This window comes from Nostoc sp. GT001, from assembly GCF_030382115.1.
GTDB lineage: Bacteria > Cyanobacteriota > Cyanobacteriia > Cyanobacteriales > Nostocaceae > Nostoc.
Map to the genome: position 1 here is coordinate 3657525 of NZ_JAUDRJ010000003.1, position 17739 is coordinate 3675263.

The following is a 17739-nucleotide window of genomic DNA, read 5'->3' on the forward strand; positions in this document are numbered from 1 at the left end:
TAACTAGCTTCAGTTTCTTAAATACGCCCCCACATTAAGATGCGCTTGTAGGGGAAAAAGAACGGACGCTCATCCTCTAGCAACTCGAATAACTTCTGCTGATAGCGTTCCACAAATCGCTCATAGGTTTGGGCATCCAGTTGGGACTCATAAGCCGTTAGCAATGTCCCGCGATACCACTCCACCACGGCTTCTCGTGAGGGCAACACATGCCCATAAATTTGAAGCTTGACTTCCTGCTTGACAAACCCCAATTTATAAAGCATTCGGGCATATGTTTCTGGGGGAAGTACCTCTAAGCGGCGCACATATCCTTTTAATTCTTGACTGAATTCATGTGCAGTCTTAACTGCTATCTGATGCACTGGCTCACTATCCATCGTTGGTATTTGTACGGCAAGCTGTCCACCAGGTCGTAGTTTTGCCCGCAATTTCTCAAATAAAACCTCATGTCCCGTCAACCACTGCAATGCCGCATTAGAAAAAATCACATCAAACTCCCCATCTCCTGGGTTTTCCTCAATCCGTCTTTGCTCAAACCGTAGTCCATTGCCTGTAAACTGACGCGCCTTTTGCAGCATTTTCTCAGAAGCATCTATCCCTAAAGTCTCCTGTGCTGCTAGCGTTTCATGCAGATATTTAGTTAAGTTTCCGGTTCCACACCCTAAATCAAGAACTCGTAAGTTTTCTTGCCGATGTACCATGTCTACCAAGTCGTAGAATGGACGACTTCTTTCAGCTTGAAATCGTTCGTATAGTTCTGGATTCCATTTATCTGGCATATTTTTATAATTCGTAATTCGTAATTCGTAATTCGTAATTCGTAATTTATAAAGTGGTATGGCATTCGACTCCGCTCACCAGCCGCTCAGTAACTATCGTAGAGATCCCAACCCAATTTACCATGTCCCTATGACCAACTACTTTCGCTCTAATGTTGATGCAATGGCTAGCTACATTCCCGGTGAGCAGCCTCGACGCGGTACACAAATTATTAAACTTAACAGCAATGAGAACCCCTATCCTCCTTCTCCTGCGGCTTTAGCTGTGCTACGAAATATTGATGGTGATTGGTTGCGGCGGTATCCAGAACCTTTCGGGGGGAGTTCCGGGAAGCTGCAAGTAAAGTTTTAGGAGTTCCTAGTGATTGGATAATTGTCGGAAATGGCAGTGACGAATTGTTGAGTGTGGTAATTCGAGCCTGTGCTGAACCTGGGAAGAAGGTAGTTTATCCGATGCCTACTTACGTCCTATATCGCACATTAACAGAAATGCAAGCGGCGGAAATTATTGAGATTCCCTACAGCAAAGATTACAGTTTACCAAAGGAAGAATTAGTTGCTGCCAATGGGGCGGTAACATTTATTGCGTCGCCCAATAGCCCATCGGGGCATGTGGTGGCAACAAATGATTTGCGAAAATTAGCCAGTCAGTTATCTGGAGTTTTAGTGATTGATGAAGCATACATAGATTTTACCGAAGAGAATGCATTGGCTTTGGTTAAGGAATACGAAAACGTCATTGTGCTTCGGACACTATCTAAGGGGTACTCGTTAGCAGGATTGCGATTGGGCTTTGGGGTGGCGAATCCCAAACTGTTGCAGGGATTGTTTAAGGTTAAAGATAGCTATAACATTGATGCGATCGCTTGTGCAATTGGTACAGCTGCTATCACTGACCAAGCTTATAAAAATGCTTGTGTAGCCAAGATTAAAGCATCACGGACTAAGTTAGCAACAGACTTGAAACAATTAGGTTTTCATATCTGGGATTCCGAAGCTAACTTTTTGCTGGCACAGCCAAGAGAAGGAAACGCAGAATATCTCTATCAAAAACTCAAGGAACAGGGAATTTTAATTCGCTATTTCAAGCAGCCTGGACTAGATGATAAATTACGCATCACTGTTGGGACAGATGAGCAAAATCAGGCTTTATTAGACGCACTAACTACAAATCTTTAATTATCAGACCTGCCTTAAAAATAAGGCAGGTCTATCGAACAGGAGTCAGGAGTCAGAATTCTGACCGAAAAAGCAGATAGCGCAGGGTCTAGTAGAAAACCTCTTGATTCTGAATTCTGAATTCTGAATTCTGCATTCTTCTTCAATCACATTAACTTACAACACTTGAAAACTAAAGCTAAGACTTGCCCAATTATTCACATCCAAGCTATGTGAATCGGCTGCTGTAACGTTCATCTCTGTTTTGAGGGCACTAGCGTTATGTAAGTCTTGTAGCAAGGCTTGTACAACGTCTAAGGAATTCAACAATGGGCTCATTGGCCCTTCTTCGGCTGTGGAATACTTGGCAGTGTTCAAGGCGGCGAGAGTGCCGTTAAAGGGGGCAGTACTAAAAATCAGTTGGTGTTCGCACTCAGAAGTGGGCCCTGAAATCACCCATTCGGAAGCAGTATTTGTTTGGGGTAGAGTGAGGGTTTCACCTGGAGCAATGACGACTTCTTTAAGTAGAGGTTTGGTGTCCGCAGTGTTTGGTTCTTGGGGAGTTTCCCAAGAATACAAGGCGATCGCTGTATGATTATTATTTAATCCCAGCAAGATTAAATATACTGGGCGATCGCTCTGGTTTTCTACCCGATATTGCATTCGACTACCGATAGGGACAATCGGTGTGGGGAGTGATTTTTGAATCGAAGTTTCTGTTGTGCAAGTTCGTACTGTTTCGCGCTGTATGATAACGCGAGGCGATATGTTGGTAATTATTTCTAAGGTTGCCTTGAGAGCCAAGCGGGAAGAACCTTGATTTTCTGTCAGTCGCCATAATTTAGCTGCTAACAAGGTTGATAATTTTGGCGCTAACTTTTGCACTGTTAATTTTACAGCTTCTCCTGGTTCCCCAGTGGCATTGGAAATTAGTTCGCCACCAAGAGAAAATAAACCATAGCGACTAGGTGTTTGCTGTAGTTTGGCAAATAAATAATCAGCTGGTTTTTCCCCTGCGACTACGGTAGAGACATGGGGAAATGCAGCAAAGGCACTTGTAGCGTCTACCCGCTCAATTCTTTCCAATCCAGTATCCAGAGCAATTATTAAATTAATATTTCGGGGTAAAACCCGGACTGCTTCTTGGACAAGTTGCCCGATTTGTAGGGGATTTGCACCTTCTATTTGGGTAATTTGCGCTTTTGCTGTTAACCCAGTCCGCGATCGCAATACTAATTCTTCTGTTGTTGTTGCTAAGGTAAATCGAGAATTCACTCCGTAGTATAGCAGCACTTGTGGCGGTAATCCTGCTAACCACAGCTGGACTGTTTTGCCGTCTTCTTCAATGGCTGTCACCGCGCCTTCTGCACCAATAATATTGTCTGGCGGTAGAGACGTTAAATGTTGATTTTTCTGACTACTTAATAACGCTGGTTGCTGTTTACTACCCAATTTGGATAGAGAATTTTCCATATAGGAGAGAGCGACTTGAATTCTGGTAGTTGGGGTGAATTCCCACAAATACTGCGTCAAGACGTAAGTAAATAACCCAGCACTAAAACCAGAAAAGAGTCCTTCCCTGGCAGACTGCTTGGGATTTGAGGTAGCTGCTAAGACAATCGGCGTGCTAGATAACTTTTGAGTTTTAAGTTGTTGGAGAAAGTCTAGTTCTTCTGCTGCTAGCTTTGCTTTTACTGATTCTGGAAGGGCGCGACTTTTTAATCCTAATACTGGGGTTGGCGCATAATAGCTAGTATCTAATACTGCTGTGACTCGATTTGTAGGGAGCGATCGCAATAATAGCAGTAGAGTTTCTTCTAATATATAGTTGACTATTTTCTCGTCTTGTGATTCTGAAATGGCATTAGTTGGCACCAGAGCGTTTTGCATTGTATCTGGCGATGTCTCTAATTTGACACGACTGCCATAACCGCTAAAGTGAAAGACGACCACATCATCGAGTTTAGCTTGCTTACCCAAACGATCCAAAAAAGCCGCCTCAATCAATTCCCTACTAGCTTGTTCCTCAGTTAAAGTTAGGATATCTGACCCTTGGAAACCAAAGCGATGAATCAAAAGTTCTCTTTGTAGTTCCACATCCGTCAGACAACCACTGAGGGCTGGAATTTTTTGGTATTGGTTAATACCTATTAACAATGCCAACTTACGCGGACTGGGTTGTGCCAAAGCCTGATAATAGCGATTTCCTAAAGACAACCACTCAGCTTCAGTTATCCCCAATACCGCCAGTATTGAGCCAATTCTCTCTAAAAACGTGCGACGTTTCATAATTAGCTATCAGCCCTCAGCTATCAGTTAGCAGCTTACAGGGCTGAACTCTGTATTGTAAAGTTACAAAAACGTGGGGAGCGGAGCAGGGCAGGGGAGCAGCACTTCGGCTACGCTCAGTGACCAAGGAGCAGGGGAGCAGGGGGAGAATTCGTAACTCCTAACTCTTCACTCCTAACTCCTAACTCACCACTCAGCACTCGGAACTGTTTTGCCCAACACCCTAAGCTGGTACTTCTATTCGCATTGCCCGCGCCAATTCTGCTGCTACCTCTGGACGAGAAAATTCTGGTGGAGGTAATTCACCGCGCCGCAACATTTCCCTAACTTTTGTCCCTGATAGGTGAATACGTTCTTCTGGCCTGCTGGGACTGGTTTTAGATGTTGCCATCTGCTTAGTGCGCGTGCAGTAGAAAGCGTGTTCAAATTTCATCGGCACAATGCCTAATTCACTTGGTTCAAATTCATCAAAGATGTATTGAGCGTCGTAAGTGCCGTAATAGTCACCGACACCAGCATGATCTCGTCCGACGATAAAGTGAGTACAGCCGTAGTTTTTGCGGACTAAAGCATGGAATATAGCCTCACGAGGCCCAGCATAACGCATTGCGGCGGGATTGATTGCCAAACTTACTCTGTCTAATGGGTAATAATGTTCCAGCAAAATTTCATAGCAGCGCATCCGCACGTCAGCGGCAATATCATCTTCTTTTGTCGCCCCGACTAATGGGTGCAAAAATAGACCATCAACGATTTCTAAAGCGCACTTTTGAATATATTCATGGGCGCGGTGGATGGGGTTGCGAGTTTGAAAGCCGACGATGGTTTTCCAACCCTTGTCTTTAAATAGTTGCCGTGAGGCAGCTGGATCGATTTGATAAGTGGGAAACTGGGGATGAGGTTCGCGTTGCAACAACCAAATATCACCCGCCAGATGTACAGTACCTTGGTTATAGAGTACCTGCACACCGGGATGTTTGACATCATCAGTGCGGTAGACTTTGATTGCTTCGCGGGTTTTGTCGTAGTTATACTTTTGGGTGAGTTGCAAAACTCCGATAAATTCGCCTCTGGAGTTATCCAGACGGATTAAGCCGCCTTCTTGTAAGGGGGAAGCTACTTCTTCGCTTACCGATAGTGTAATCGGGATTGACCACACAAGACCGTTAGCTAATCGCATTTCTGTGACAGTGCGATCGTAGTCTTCCTGGTTCATAAAACCCGTCAGCGGACTAAAAGCACCGATCGCAATCATTTCTAGATCAGAAACGGCGCGATCGTCTAGTTCCACTCGCGGCAAAAAGTCAGCTTTTGAGAGAAACTCTGCTCTTTGTTCTGGTGTGGCGATACGGTTAACCAACTGTCCACCGTGGGGGGCTATGGCATCTGGATTGTGACTCAACGTAATCCCCTCTCTGCTTTTACTGTTATTGTTTCAGATTATGTACTAACTTATCAAATGCTGGTACGTAGAGAAAAAGAGTTTGGGATGGGGCATGGGACAAACTAAGATAAACTGCGCGGACGCAAAGAAATTATTAAATACTTTCTAAATACTTTTGTTGCTGCTTTTTTGTGTGCGTTGTTGTGTCAGCAGTAATGTCAGAATTGGCTATGATAATCAAAACATAGCCGGAATGATGAACATGAACAAATCTCTGCTGGAAAAGTTTCGTCAAGCGTATCAGGATTTAGAACTATTTCCGCTCATCACAACGAGGCAGATGGAAGCGTTTCGGGTTGATTTTGCTAATGAGACAATTGCCCGCTTAGAGCAAGCTGTTGAAGATGCACCGTTTAATGGCAAAATCATGTTTGCCGGACATCGCGGTTGTGGCAAGTCTAGTCTGCTGGCAAAATTTGCTAAAAAAATGAAGCGGCAGGGATATTTTGTTGCTTTCTTTTCTGTTTCTGACTTGATTGAAATGTCAGATGTTAACCATGTCAATATTTTGTATGCTATTACTTTAACTCTCTTGAGTCAAGCCACTCAATCTGAAATAGAAATCTCCAAAGATATTGAAAAATCTCTTTTAGAATGGTTTACTACTACTCAGACAGAAACAGTTACCAGAGACTTAAAATATGAGATAGGAATGGGTGGTGATTTCCTAAAAATTCTTACTGCCAAGCTCAAAAATGAAGCGACGTTTCGGGAAGAAATTAAAAAGACTTACGAACGTAAGGTTTCTGAACTCGCTCGCAAAGCTGATGAAATTGCCTCTATCATTCAAGCTGCTACTGGTAAGCAAGTTCTGATCGTCATTGATGACTTGGATAAGCTGGATTTGGCCTTGGTTGAAGATATTTATAAAAATAATATTAATTCTTTATTTCTACCTAAGTTTCAGATTATCTATACAATTCCTATTTCGGCAATTCGTAACACTCAATTACTTCCCATTCTCCAATCAGTTGTGCCTAAGATATATCTGATGGCTGTCTGTAAGTTCTTCAATCCAGGAGATAGCCGCAAACCCGATGGAGTACCCAAGGAACAACTGATTAACTTGTTTTTGCAAATTCTTCAAAAGCGGATTCCACAGGAATTAATTGAACCGGAAACTGCAAGGCAAATTGTCCTTACTAGCGGCGGTGTAGTGCGAGAATTGGTGCGAATAGCTAGAGAATGTTGCTCTCAGTGTTTATTGCTGATTCGTTCTGAACCAGAACGCTCGGATATCAAGATTAATCAAGAAGTTCTGCAATTAGCAGTCAAAGATTTGCGGAATGAATTTGCCCGCCCCTTGGGTGAAAATTTGAGTAGTATATTAGTAACGACATACGAAAATCTCACACCCAAAGATGCTGAAAGTGAGGATTTTCTCTCGCTGCTGCATGGATTATACGTGCTGGAGTATGAGAATGATGATTTGTGGTACGACGTGCATCCCATTGTGGTGGAGATACTCAAGCGTAAGCAGTTGATTAAATAATGTTAACTAATGATACAAAAGCAGAAAATCAACGGAATTATCAGAAGTTAATCGTAGCCATAGAAGCTAGCCAGGGTATTCTAAACTTGCTAATTGCAGTTTGCAATGACAGCAATTTACGCGAAGACCTCATTCAGCAATACGAAACTGAACTCAAACAGCAGGACTTTCTTACCTATCGGATAGGGGTACGCAATCAAGACCCTAGTTTACGCTATGCCGTAGCGCAGTTAATAGAGGCAGAGCCAGATTTACAACAGGATAATCCGGCGGTAATTACAGTATTAGGTATAGATAAGTTGCTGTCGGTAAAGCTAGACGCGCCTAAATCAGAGGAAGACAGGTTTTTTGGCTATTTACAATGGACAAGAGAAGCACTGCGACAATTTCGCTTTCCGATTGTGTTGTGGTTAACTGAACCAATGTTGGTTCGCTTGGTGGAAAAAGCGCCGGATTTTTGGAGCTGGCGGGGTGGGGTGTTTTGGTTTAAAAGCGAGTCTGTACCTCAAGAATTAGCAAGCGCGAATGTTTCACAACATATATCAAATACGGTATCAGAGGAAGCAGGCCGTTTACCTCTAGAAGAAATTTTACGACTAATTGAGCAAATTGAAGCTCAAGAGAAGGAAGCGCCATTACTAGCAACGCTTTATGAGAGCTTGGCAGAAGCTTATCAACAGCGCTATGACAGTCCGCAAGAACGCCAATTGGCAATTAAGGCATATCAAAAGGCAATCGCCTTGCAAACAAAGTTGGGGTTAAAGGCTGATTTAGCTAGTAGCTTAGAAAAGTTAGGAAATCTCTATTTTGAATTTAAAAATGAGGTCAAACTAGCTCATGATTTTTATGAACAGGCACTCTTAATTTACCAGGAAATAGGCGACAAGCAAGGGGAAGCTAATACATTAAAATCTATCGGCGATGTTTTGCAGTTCCTCGACCGACGTGATGAAGCATTACAACGCTACAAAACCGCTTCGTTATTTTACCAGGAAATAGGCGATCGCTTGGGGGAAGCTAATACATTAAGAGCTATGGGCGATGTATTGCAGTTCCTCAAACGCAGTGATGAAGCGTTACAAGCTTACGAAACCGCTTGGTCATTTTACCGCGACACTGGTTCTCGCTTGGGGGAAGCTAATACATTAATAGCTATCGGCGATGTATTGCGGTTCCTCGACCGACGTGATGAAGCGTTACAAGCTTACGAAACCGCTTTGTCATTTTACCACGACACTGGTTCTCGCTTGGGAGAAGCGAATACATTAAAAGCTATCGGCGATGTATTGCAGTTCCTCAACCGACGTGATGAAGCATTACAACGTTACGAAATCGCTTTATCATCTTACCGCCAGATTGGCGATCGCTTGGGGGAAGCTAACATCCTGCAAGAATTCGGTAAGTTGCAAGAAAATCCCCAGCAAGCACTAGAATATCTCCAGCAAGCACAAAACCTCTACATCCAAATTGACAGTATCTACAGTCAAAGTCGTAATCTGGCATATTTTATCGCCAATCTCCAGTTAAATATGGGAGACTCAGAAGCCGCAATTAATTCCTTAACTGATGCGGCTAAACTCGCCAGCACCATTAACTATGCACCAATTCAAAAATACGCCCAGACTCGCATAGACGAAATCAACTCTACACATAAACCAAGACGCGGACTAAAAGAGAGATTTATGCAATTTATCCAGCAGCCGTGGGTAAAAAAATTGTTTTTTGTTGTTATGTTCGTGGGTGGTATAGTGATTGCTCTAGTGGGGCGTCGCTGAGTCAAAAAAGGGATTACAGCAGTTTTCATGTATTTGAACCACACCCGGTAGGGGCGCAAGTCCTTGCGCCCCTACCGGGTGGTCTGTTGACCTGAAAATAGCTGTAAAGTCAAGACAGGTGAGATTCAACTAAACTGTTCAATAATTCCGCCACCTAATACTTTTTCCCCGTCGTACCACACCGCCGCTTGTCCGGGAGTAATGCTGATTTGGGGTTCATCAAACACCAAACGCACACGGGAATTTTCCAACGGAATCACCGTCGCTGGTGTAGCCGTTGAACGATAGCGAATTTGCACTTCGGCATGAATTGGGGTGGATGGTTCGGCAATGGAAACCCAGTTTACCCGATTTACAGTGCATTCTGGCTGAGTTACCTTGGTGCGATCGCCTACTACTACTTTATTATTTTCCGCATCTAATTCAATCACATACAATGGTTCAGCAGCCGCAATTCCCAAACCTTTGCGCTGGCCAATGGTGTAATGATGGACACCATCATGCTGTCCTAAAACTTTGCCCGTGACATCGACAATATCGCCTGTTTTGGGAGCTAAATATTTATCTAAAAATGCCCGCATGGAACCGTTACTTTCCACTAAGCATAAGTCTTGACTTTCTGGTTTATCAGCAGTTTTCAGCCCGTATTCAGTCGCAATCCGCCGGGTGTCAGTTTTTTCTAGTTCGCCCAAAGGAAATATCGTTGCTGCAAGTAAATCTTGAGACAAATCATAGAGAAAGTATGACTGGTCTTTGTTGCGGTCAACAGCCCTTAATAATTGGTAACGTCCAGTTGCTTCGTCATGGCTAATTCGGGCATAATGACCAGTGGCGATGCGATCGCATCCCAATTCTTCACGGGCATACTGCACCATTGGCCCAAACTTCACCGTTTTATTGCACTGGGAGCAAGGCAAAGGTGTAATACCCGCACTGTAACCAGTCACTAGGTAATCGACAATATGCGTCTGAAAGACATCCCGAATATCGACAATCTGATGGGGAACGCCCAGTTGTTCACAAAGTTCAGCCGCGTCGATCATACCTTCAGAGCAACATTGACCTTTGCCTTTCATTAGCCAAAGAGTCAAACCAATCACTTCATAGCCCTGATGGTGCAGGATAGCTGCGGCGGTGGAACTGTCAACGCCACCAGAAAGACCAACGACGACTTTTTTCATACAAAGCACGACACGATATGCGTGGTTGTCCAATTGTAGCATATACTCTTCAAAGCCTTGCTACTAAAGCGCTTCAGTTTTAAAGGGAGGAGGCAGTGTTTCGACTACGCTCAACAACCAGGCAGGAGGCAGTGTTTCGACTACGCTCAACAACCAGGCAGGAGGCAGGTGGTCACGGAGCGTTGGTCATTGAGCGTAGCCGAAATGAGTCAAAGTGAGACAGAAAGGAAGAGAATTTGACTTGTTTCTTCCATCCATAACAGAAGCGATCGCGTCCGTAAACAGCTTTCATCTAAGATTAATTACAGATGTATGTTTTGCCACGCAGATGAGGTAACTTTACGTTAACGCTATATAGTTGCTACAACGGTGAACTAATTAGTTCCTGATGGAAATTACCTAAAAATACTGTGACTACTTTCTAACTATTATGTCGAGAGGAATATCAAGTCAATTTATCCCATTTCAGAGGCTACGCCGAAGTTCTAAGGGTTGGAAGCCTACTATGAGACTTTTCTTTTTGTTAGTGGGAGGATGGTTAGTACTGATTCCCGACTCTACCCCAGCAAAAGCACAAATTTCCAACAGCAACGTATTACTAGCTCAAGAAACTGGTGAGATTTTACCGCCAACGCCAATAGTTCCTTTTGGTCAACAGCCATCACCGGAGTTACAACCAAGTCAGGCAGAGGACTTCAATCAACCGGAAGTGAACTTTCAGCCCACTCAACCAGTACAAGACACTCAATTTGAGCAGAATTTTCAGCCTTCCCAACCATTACCGAACAATCAGTTTGAGCAGAACTTTCAGCCCGCTCAACCATTACCGAACAATCAATTTGAGCAAAATTTTCAGCCCTCTCAACGTTCACAGTTTAGTCAATATAACCAGAACTTTGAGCGGTATTTAGTTTACGTTGATGGTAGTGATTTTCAGACACTACAAGCCATACGTCAGATTGAACCCAGTGCTTACATTCGCCAGTTCCAAGGCCGGACTGTAATTCAGTCAGGAGTTTTTAACAGAGTCGCCAACGCCCAACAACGGGTGAATGAGCTACAGTCACGAGGCATATATAACGCCCGAATAATCAGCTTTGGTAACGGACAGGAAATAAATGCAGACAATGGCAACTATAACTATATAGACGATCGCAATAATATAAATGCTAATAGGCGAGGCTCTAGATATTATGTCGCCATTCCCACCACTTCTGAACAGTTACCTGCGATCGCAGCACAAGTTAGGCAGAATCTAGGCGGATTGACACAAGATTTAGGACGATCTGGCGGAGTCCTCGAAAGGACGCAACCACGGGGCCCACACGTAGCAGTCGGGCCTTTCCCCAATCGATTCCAAGCTGAGGAATGGAACAGGTATATGCGAAAGCTTGGATACGTTAATGCCAGAGTTTACTACGGAAAGTAAATAAGTGGGGAGTTAGGATTGACATCCTCACCGACCTAAAGGCGCTCTTAAGAAGGAGTAATGAGTAATAAGTGATAAGTAATGAGTAAATACCCATTTTTCATCTACTCATTACTCCTTATTCATTACTTGAAAGCATTGCGTGAAGCCTTGGGATTCAGACCCAAATATGTGGTGAGATAGGAGGTACACCAACGGCAAGCGCTCCAATGTAAGTATCATAGAATTTTAGGCAAATCAGTTGTAAATCATGCTACAGCTATAAGCCAAAATTTTTATAGAGACTCACACAAGTACAGTCAAAATGGATATAAAGAATGGCTTCGTTGGCGCTGTTGGCAACACCCCTTTAATTCGCTTAAACAGTTTTAGCGAAGAAACAGGGTGTGAAATCCTTGCAAAAGCAGAATTTCTCAATCCTGGGGGTTCTGTCAAAGACCGCGCCGCACTTTACATCATCGAAGATGCAGAAAAGAAAGGTCTGCTTAAACCTGGTGGCACGGTTGTAGAAGGAACCGCTGGTAATACTGGCATTGGACTTGCACATATTTGCAACGCCAAAGGCTACAAATGTCTAATTATTATTCCCGATACCCAGTCACAAGAAAAGATAGACGCACTAACAGCACTAGGAGCAGAAGTTCGTCCCGTCCCTGCCGTACCCTACAAAGACCCAAACAACTACGTCAAGCTATCTGGTAGAGTAGCTGCTGAGTTGGAAAATGCCATTTGGGCAAATCAGTTTGATAATTTAGCCAACCGCCTCGCCCACTACGAAACCACAGGGCCGGAAATTTGGACGCAGACAGATGGTAAAATAGATGTATGGACAGCTGCAACTGGTACTGGTGGTACTTATGCTGGTGTAGCATTGTACTTAAAAGAACAAAATCCAGCAATTAAATGTGTTGTAGCCGATCCGCTGGGTAGTGGACTTTATAGCTATGTCAAAACTGGCGAAATCAAGATAGAAGGAAATTCCATCACAGAAGGCATTGGTAACGGTCGTGTCACAGCCAATATGGAAGGCGCACCTGCTGATGATGCCATCCAAATCGATGACCAAGAAGCTTTGCGAGTAGTTTACCAACTGCTGCGGAAAGATGGGTTGTTAATGGGCGGCTCAACGGGTATTAATGTTGGGGCAGCTGTTGCCTTAGCGAAGCAATTGGGGCCAGGACATACCATTGTCACCATCTTGTGTGATAGTGGTTCCCGGTATCAGTCGCGGATATTCAACCCGGAATGGCTAGCCTCAAAAGGACTTTCAATAGATTAGTAATTGTCATTAGTCATTAGTCATTGGTCATTAGCTTCCGACTTCTGACTTTTGGCAAATGACAAATGACAAAGGACAAATGACCAATATTATTCAACCATCAGACTTCTCAAAAATAGATCGAGACTCTGCTCCTAAATGTGTGCGAGTCTGCCAAAATCGTACTTGTAAAAAGCAAGGTGCAGCCAAGATTTTAGCCGCTTTTACCGCTTTGCCAATCCCTGGTGTAACTGTAACGGCTAGCAGCTGTTTAGGACAATGTGGCAATGGACCGATGGTGCTGATATTACCCGATATGGTCTGGTATAGCGGCGTTCAACCGGATGAAGTATCTCTACTGATAGAAAATCATTTGCTAGGTGGTCAAAGAGTCAAGCAGATGCTCTATTATCGGTTTCATCCCCAGAAATCAAACTAATAAATAATATCAATCTCTGCAATCTTGTTGACTGAAGTGAGGCATCCAATGAATATCCAGCAACTGCGTCAATCCTTAAAACAAAAGTGGCTTATTTACTACAAGCAAAATACTTCCTGGCTGGTCAAAATGCGAATTTGGGCCACTTACGATGGTCTACGCCGTCCTTTGTCCGGTTTTATTTTGGCAACACTGTCTGTTTTAGAACCCCAGTTTGATGAAATACTTGCTTTTATGTTGGAGCTGAATAACGATCCAGATAAAATAGTCGCCGCTTTAGGTCTTAACTTCAATCCTGATGAAGAGTTACGTTTAATCAAATCAGAGCATTCTATGGCTATAAGCCAAGTTGAAAGCGAGTCGCCAGATGAGAAGCATTTTGAGGATAAACATTTATCATCGGCTGTAACTGCTAGCAAGATTGCCTCTCATTATCTTGCCAATACTCTAGATTCCAACTTGCCACGCGCCGACCGAGTTGTTCGATCATTTACAGCTACTACTGAGGTAAGTCGCACACGCGAACCTGCGTTGGTAGTAGCAAATGCAACTAAAATTGCTCCAGATACTCCGGTAAAAACGCCATCCTCCGGTTTGCCAAGGGAATATCAACTAGTACGCTGGCACTCTGGTCAGTTACCTTCAGGAGCATCGGCGACAATGACCAGTGAGGTCAACAGCAAAGCCAAAACTATGCCATCTGTGGCGTTAGCTACCGAAGTTAAGAGCAACGCGCCATCTAGCCGAATCCCTGTGGATGCATCGTTGGCAATTACCACTGATATTTCTAGTAACGGCAAACCAGTGCGATCGCCAACAATTACTACTGATGCTAAAAGTAACGTTAAATATCCGAATATTCAACTACAAGAGGTTCAGAGCAAAGTGAATTTACCAACTACAAATGCCCGTAGTATAGCTTCTTGGGTAGATGAATTTTGTTACGGCGCTAGGGAGAAAGAAAAAGATATTTTGATTTGAACTACTTACGGATATTCGTGAGAAACAAACGGAATTTCTATGACTTCACCCTCAGTTTCTCCCACTTTGACTTTTAAGCCTACACCACCAGCTTTGGTGCGAATGTAACCTAGTCCAAAGTAACCATCAGCGGTTTCTGTGTAACTAGTCAGTTTACCGACCTTTTCATCTGCAACTGCGATCGCACTTCCAACTTCCACAGGGGCACTGAGGCGGATACCCAAAAGGTGTTGTTTTACACCTTTATATGTGTTTAACCGAGCAATAGTTTCTTGCCCAATATAGCAACCTTTAGTAAAAGAAATTGTTTGCCACAAACCAACTTCTAGAGGATTGTAATCATCTGTGAGTTCCGCATCTGGGGCGGGGCGGCCTTGTAAAATTCGCAAGGCATCCCAAGCGCGATCGCTCATCTCTACCGCCCCAGCTTCTAACAATTTGTTCCATACCGTTTCTTTGTCAGTATAGGGGAAAGTGAAGGTGTATCCAGGCGTGGCTAACCCACTACCCACAGCAATTCGCACGCCCTCAGCCGGAGCGATCGTGTATACTTGGTGACTACCGTAAGGTTGTCCAATGAGTTCGCCAATACCCAATTTTTCTAAAACAGCGTCGCTTCCTGGGCCAATCAGGCTGAAGGTGTTGGTGTATTGGGTAATATCAGATAATTCCACCTTGTCGGCATAGAAAATATATTTATCCAGCCATTCCATCAAAAACTGGCGACGGTTAGGTGAAACCAGCAAAATTACTGCATCTTCTCTAACGTAAGCGGTTACTAAATCAATTGTTCTGGCTGTGGAAGTGACAAAAACCGTATCACAACCTTGTCCTGGTTTGAGTATTTGGAAATTGTTAGTACTTTGGTTGTGTAAGAAATTGAGGCGATCGTCGCCAGCTACTTTAATCCGTCCCCAAGCGGTGCGATCGCAGATTGCAACCCCAACTCTGGCGGCTTGGATAGCTGCTGCGTCTTTATCGTCAAGTGTAGATGTTGGCATAGCGATGAGAAGTTGCCCTGTTTCAATGTTGTCGCACTGGAAATCTTAGCAAATAAGCGTTTACAGCTTCAATGTACCTCTGGTTTTGTTCTAGCAATGATAATGAGCATGAGCTTCCCATTCCTTTAATTGATAGGACGCTCAATCATTAATTCCCTACTAGCAAACTATTTAGACATTCATGGTGATGAAAATTTTTTCACTGGGACTGCCTTCTGCATGACTCGATAAATTCATCAAATTCTGCTGATTCTTCTCAATCTACTACCAACACAGCAGCACCACAAATCTTACCGCTACGTAGAGATTCTAAAGCTTCATTTGCTGCTGTGAGGGGAAATGCTTCAACTTCCGTGTGAATGGGAATCTGAGGTGCTAAAGCTAAAAATTCCTCTCCGTCTTGCCTAGTAAGATTAGCTACTGACCTCAATATGCGTTCTCCCCAGAGAATTTCATAGGGAAATGTTGGAATATCGCTCATATGAATTCCAGCACAAACTACTATCCCTCCCTTACACACAGTCTTCAGCGCAGCAGGGACAAGGGAACCAAGCGAAGCAAAAATTATGGCTGCGTCTAAAGGTTCTGGCGGGAATTTATCGGAACTATCAGCCCAAACAGCACCTAAACTACGGGCAAATTCTTGACCTTCAGTATCGCCAGGACGAGTAAAAGCGAATACTTGGCGATTTTGATAGCGAGCCACTTGAACCAAAATATGAGCAGCAGCACCAAAGCCGTAAAAACCAATATTTTTAGCATCCTCTACCATCCTAAATGCCCGATAGCCAATCAAGCCAGCACATAACAAAGGAGCTGCTTGCAAGTCGGGGTAATTAGGGGGAATGGGAAAGCAGAAGCGATCGCTAGCAACCGTATATTCCGCATAACCACCGTTAATTTGATATCCAGTAAATTGAGCTTGATCGCAAAGATTTTCTCTTCCGGCTAGGCAATAACGGCAATGGTTGCAAGTATGTCCAAGCCAAGGAACACCCACTCGTTCCCCAACTCGAAATTTTGTGACTTTTTCCCCTATCTTGACTATTTTACCGACAATTTGATGACCGGGAATTAAGGGTAACTTAGGGTTTGTTAGTTCCCCGTCAATTATATGTAAATCTGTGCGGCAAATACCGCAAGTATGTACCTGAATCAGAACTTGATTGGAACTAGGAGTAGGTAAGGGTAAATCGGCAAGTCGCAGTGGTTTTCCGGGTGCATCCAAAATCATTGCACGCATATATTTTAGTCCTCAAATTATGCTGCAAAAATTGTAAATGCTTAATAAGCAGGATGTGACATGAATAACATCCAAATAAATAGAACTAGAAGCAATGTGCTAATTTTGACGATTAGATACATCCAACTGTCTGGTATCAGTAAATGTTCCATTAAATGTTGCATTAAAGATTCCATAAATTCTCACCTCCGTTATTTTGCTTCAATCAGCAATTTTAGGTGTTTTTTTCAGAGTATAAAGTTTAGCCTAGCTTATACTCCTACCTATATTTTAGGAGCGAAAGTTACTATTTAGTACTCTATTTTCTCCTAAAAAATCGTCAGAACATTAGGCTGGCATTGTTTGACTAGTGTAACGATGTTCCTGGCTCCTTCCTGATATAAGTCTTCAACGTAGCCACTTCTATAAATTTGTGCTTCTTTTTCAGTATCAAAAGGGCCAAAGTAATAAGTACACTCTGGAACATCGGTGTTAATTTCTACCCACCAGGCAAACTCTGACTGATTAGATTGAAATAAATTCATCAGGGATACAAAAATTAATTAAACTTGATTTCCGAGATGCTTTGATGAAGACGAAGAAGAAAGGGAGCAAAGGGGAAGGTATTTCATCTCTGCTCTCCGCTCCCCTGTTTTGAAAACAGCAAACTTAACCAAGGTTAATCTTGATGGCTTTTTTCTTCTCTCCTTCAATCTTCGGTAGGGTGAGGGTGAGAATGCCATTTTTGTATTCAGCTTGCGCTTTGTCCTGTTGAACGTGAGCAGGTAGCGGAATGACTCGCTCGAATTTACCATAATGGAATTCAGAGCGCACCATACCTTTTTCTTCCGTCTTGCTTTCAGACTTGCGTTCGCCACTGATTAAAACAGATTCTTCAGTAACTTCTACATTCAAATCTTTAGATTCCAGCCCCGGAATTTCTAGTTTGAGGTGAAGCGCCTCAGAAGTTTCTTCCATTTCGGCAGAGGGTATAAAGGGAAGTGCAGAGACTCCTCCATTGCCACTAGGGAGCATCCGCTCAAGCAGGCGGTTCATCCGTTGTTGCAAATGTTCCATCTCCCGCAAAGGTTCCCAACGTTCAATTTCTTGGAAAGGTTGCCAATGAGTAATCGGCATAATCATTGCCTCCAATATTCGTGATTTCAAACTTGATATTTCAAATTGATCGTCGCTACTTTTATAGCTTTAACTTCAGTGTGTGCTGAATCTAGCAAGCTACTAGGCACAAGATAGTAAAACCCTTTTGCAAGCAAGAAAGATTTTGCTG

14 protein-coding genes and 1 pseudogene are annotated in these 17739 nt (G+C 43.4%); 7 read left to right on the forward strand and 8 right to left on the reverse strand.

From position 1 onward, the window contains the following. Positions 1-17: 17 nt before the first annotated feature. Entirely contained in the window at positions 18-782 is a 765-nt protein-coding gene (locus tag QUD05_RS18615; protein WP_289797375.1) for a methyltransferase domain-containing protein, read from the reverse strand. A 130-nt stretch (positions 783-912) separates the two neighbouring features. On the opposite strand from QUD05_RS18615, the pseudogene hisC reads away from it, so the two are divergent. Beyond that, positions 913-1961, forward strand: a pseudogene (gene hisC / locus QUD05_RS18620) (histidinol-phosphate transaminase). Positions 1962-2117: 156 nt separating this feature from the next. Here hisC and QUD05_RS18625 read toward each other — a convergent pair. Both QUD05_RS18625 and sat read right to left on the reverse strand, forming a co-directional pair. Continuing rightward, the gene (locus QUD05_RS18625) at positions 2118-4229 is read right to left on the reverse strand and encodes a caspase family protein (protein ID WP_289797376.1); all 2112 of its coding nucleotides are present in this window, start codon (positions 4227-4229) and stop codon (positions 2118-2120) included. Positions 4230-4452: 223 nt separating this feature from the next. Then, entirely contained in the window at positions 4453-5631 is a 1179-nt protein-coding gene (sat, locus tag QUD05_RS18630; RefSeq protein ID WP_289797377.1) for a sulfate adenylyltransferase, read from the reverse strand. Between the two features lie 244 nt (positions 5632-5875). Between sat and QUD05_RS18635 the strand changes: the two genes are divergently transcribed. Further along, a complete protein-coding gene (locus QUD05_RS18635; protein ID WP_289797378.1) occupies positions 5876-7165 on the forward strand; it encodes an AAA family ATPase in 1290 nt (429 codons plus the stop codon). Further along, on the forward strand, positions 7165-8940 hold the full coding sequence (locus QUD05_RS18640; RefSeq protein WP_289797379.1) for a tetratricopeptide repeat protein: 1776 nt from the start codon (positions 7165-7167) through the stop codon (positions 8938-8940). Before QUD05_RS18635 ends, QUD05_RS18640 begins: the two co-directional genes overlap by 1 nt. A 125-nt stretch (positions 8941-9065) precedes the next feature. On the opposite strand, the gene mnmA is transcribed toward QUD05_RS18640, so the two are convergent. Then, on the reverse strand, positions 9066-10121 hold the full coding sequence (gene mnmA, locus QUD05_RS18645) for a tRNA 2-thiouridine(34) synthase MnmA (RefSeq protein ID WP_289797380.1): 1056 nt from the start codon (positions 10119-10121) through the stop codon (positions 9066-9068). A gap of 505 nt (positions 10122-10626) precedes the next feature. Here mnmA and QUD05_RS18650 point away from each other — a divergent pair. The 4 genes from QUD05_RS18650 to QUD05_RS18665 all read left to right on the forward strand — a co-directional run bounded on the left by QUD05_RS18650 (position 10627) and on the right by QUD05_RS18665 (position 14228). Then, on the forward strand, positions 10627-11550 hold the full coding sequence (locus QUD05_RS18650; protein WP_289797381.1) for an SET domain-containing protein: 924 nt from the start codon (positions 10627-10629) through the stop codon (positions 11548-11550). A 304-nt stretch (positions 11551-11854) separates the two neighbouring features. Next, a complete protein-coding gene (locus tag QUD05_RS18655) occupies positions 11855-12829 on the forward strand; it encodes a cysteine synthase A (protein ID WP_289797382.1) in 975 nt (324 codons plus the stop codon). Positions 12830-12908: 79 nt separating this feature from the next. Beyond that, positions 12909-13247, forward strand: coding sequence for a (2Fe-2S) ferredoxin domain-containing protein (locus QUD05_RS18660; RefSeq protein ID WP_289800006.1), 339 nt, complete (start codon positions 12909-12911; stop codon positions 13245-13247). Between the two features lie 48 nt (positions 13248-13295). Next, positions 13296-14228: a DUF5331 domain-containing protein gene (locus QUD05_RS18665; RefSeq protein ID WP_289797383.1), complete on the forward strand. Its 933-nt coding sequence runs from the start codon at positions 13296-13298 to the stop codon at positions 14226-14228. Positions 14229-14233: 5 nt separating this feature from the next. Here the strand turns inward: QUD05_RS18665 and ygfZ are convergent, their stop codons facing one another. From ygfZ to QUD05_RS18685, 4 genes are all read right to left on the reverse strand, one after another. Next, positions 14234-15229, reverse strand: a complete 996-nt coding sequence (gene ygfZ, locus QUD05_RS18670) for a CAF17-like 4Fe-4S cluster assembly/insertion protein YgfZ (protein WP_289797384.1) — start codon at positions 15227-15229, stop codon at positions 14234-14236. A 256-nt stretch (positions 15230-15485) separates the two neighbouring features. Then, complete coding sequence (locus QUD05_RS18675; protein ID WP_289797385.1) at positions 15486-16472, reverse strand: zinc-dependent alcohol dehydrogenase family protein; 987 nt, start codon at positions 16470-16472, stop codon at positions 15486-15488. 308 nt (positions 16473-16780) lie between these two features. Continuing rightward, on the reverse strand, positions 16781-16996 hold the full coding sequence (locus QUD05_RS18680) for a DUF1816 domain-containing protein (protein WP_289797386.1): 216 nt from the start codon (positions 16994-16996) through the stop codon (positions 16781-16783). Positions 16997-17120: 124 nt separating this feature from the next. Beyond that, complete coding sequence (locus tag QUD05_RS18685; protein WP_289800007.1) at positions 17121-17588, reverse strand: Hsp20/alpha crystallin family protein; 468 nt, start codon at positions 17586-17588, stop codon at positions 17121-17123. Between the last annotated feature and the right edge of the window lie 151 nt (positions 17589-17739).

What these genes read in the sequence shown, in the direction of transcription:
- QUD05_RS18680 (WP_289797386.1), bottom strand. Translation starts at nt 16,996, where the DNA reads ATGAATTTATTTCAATCTAATCAGTCAGAGTTTGCCTGGTGGGTAGAA.
- QUD05_RS18615 (WP_289797375.1), bottom strand. Translation starts at nt 782, where the DNA reads ATGCCAGATAAATGGAATCCAGAACTATACGAACGATTTCAAGCTGAA.
- QUD05_RS18655 (WP_289797382.1), top strand. Translation starts at nt 11,855, where the DNA reads ATGGATATAAAGAATGGCTTCGTTGGCGCTGTTGGCAACACCCCTTTA.
- QUD05_RS18635 (WP_289797378.1), top strand. Translation starts at nt 5,876, where the DNA reads ATGAACAAATCTCTGCTGGAAAAGTTTCGTCAAGCGTATCAGGATTTA.
- ygfZ (WP_289797384.1), bottom strand. Translation starts at nt 15,229, where the DNA reads ATGCCAACATCTACACTTGACGATAAAGACGCAGCAGCTATCCAAGCC.
- QUD05_RS18640 (WP_289797379.1), top strand. Translation starts at nt 7,165, where the DNA reads ATGTTAACTAATGATACAAAAGCAGAAAATCAACGGAATTATCAGAAG.
- QUD05_RS18650 (WP_289797381.1), top strand. Translation starts at nt 10,627, where the DNA reads ATGAGACTTTTCTTTTTGTTAGTGGGAGGATGGTTAGTACTGATTCCC.
- mnmA (WP_289797380.1), bottom strand. Translation starts at nt 10,121, where the DNA reads ATGAAAAAAGTCGTCGTTGGTCTTTCTGGTGGCGTTGACAGTTCCACC.
- QUD05_RS18685 (WP_289800007.1), bottom strand. Translation starts at nt 17,588, where the DNA reads ATGCCGATTACTCATTGGCAACCTTTCCAAGAAATTGAACGTTGGGAA.
- QUD05_RS18675 (WP_289797385.1), bottom strand. Translation starts at nt 16,472, where the DNA reads ATGCGTGCAATGATTTTGGATGCACCCGGAAAACCACTGCGACTTGCC.
- QUD05_RS18665 (WP_289797383.1), top strand. Translation starts at nt 13,296, where the DNA reads ATGAATATCCAGCAACTGCGTCAATCCTTAAAACAAAAGTGGCTTATT.
- QUD05_RS18625 (WP_289797376.1), bottom strand. Translation starts at nt 4,229, where the DNA reads ATGAAACGTCGCACGTTTTTAGAGAGAATTGGCTCAATACTGGCGGTA.
- QUD05_RS18660 (WP_289800006.1), top strand. Translation starts at nt 12,909, where the DNA reads ATGACCAATATTATTCAACCATCAGACTTCTCAAAAATAGATCGAGAC.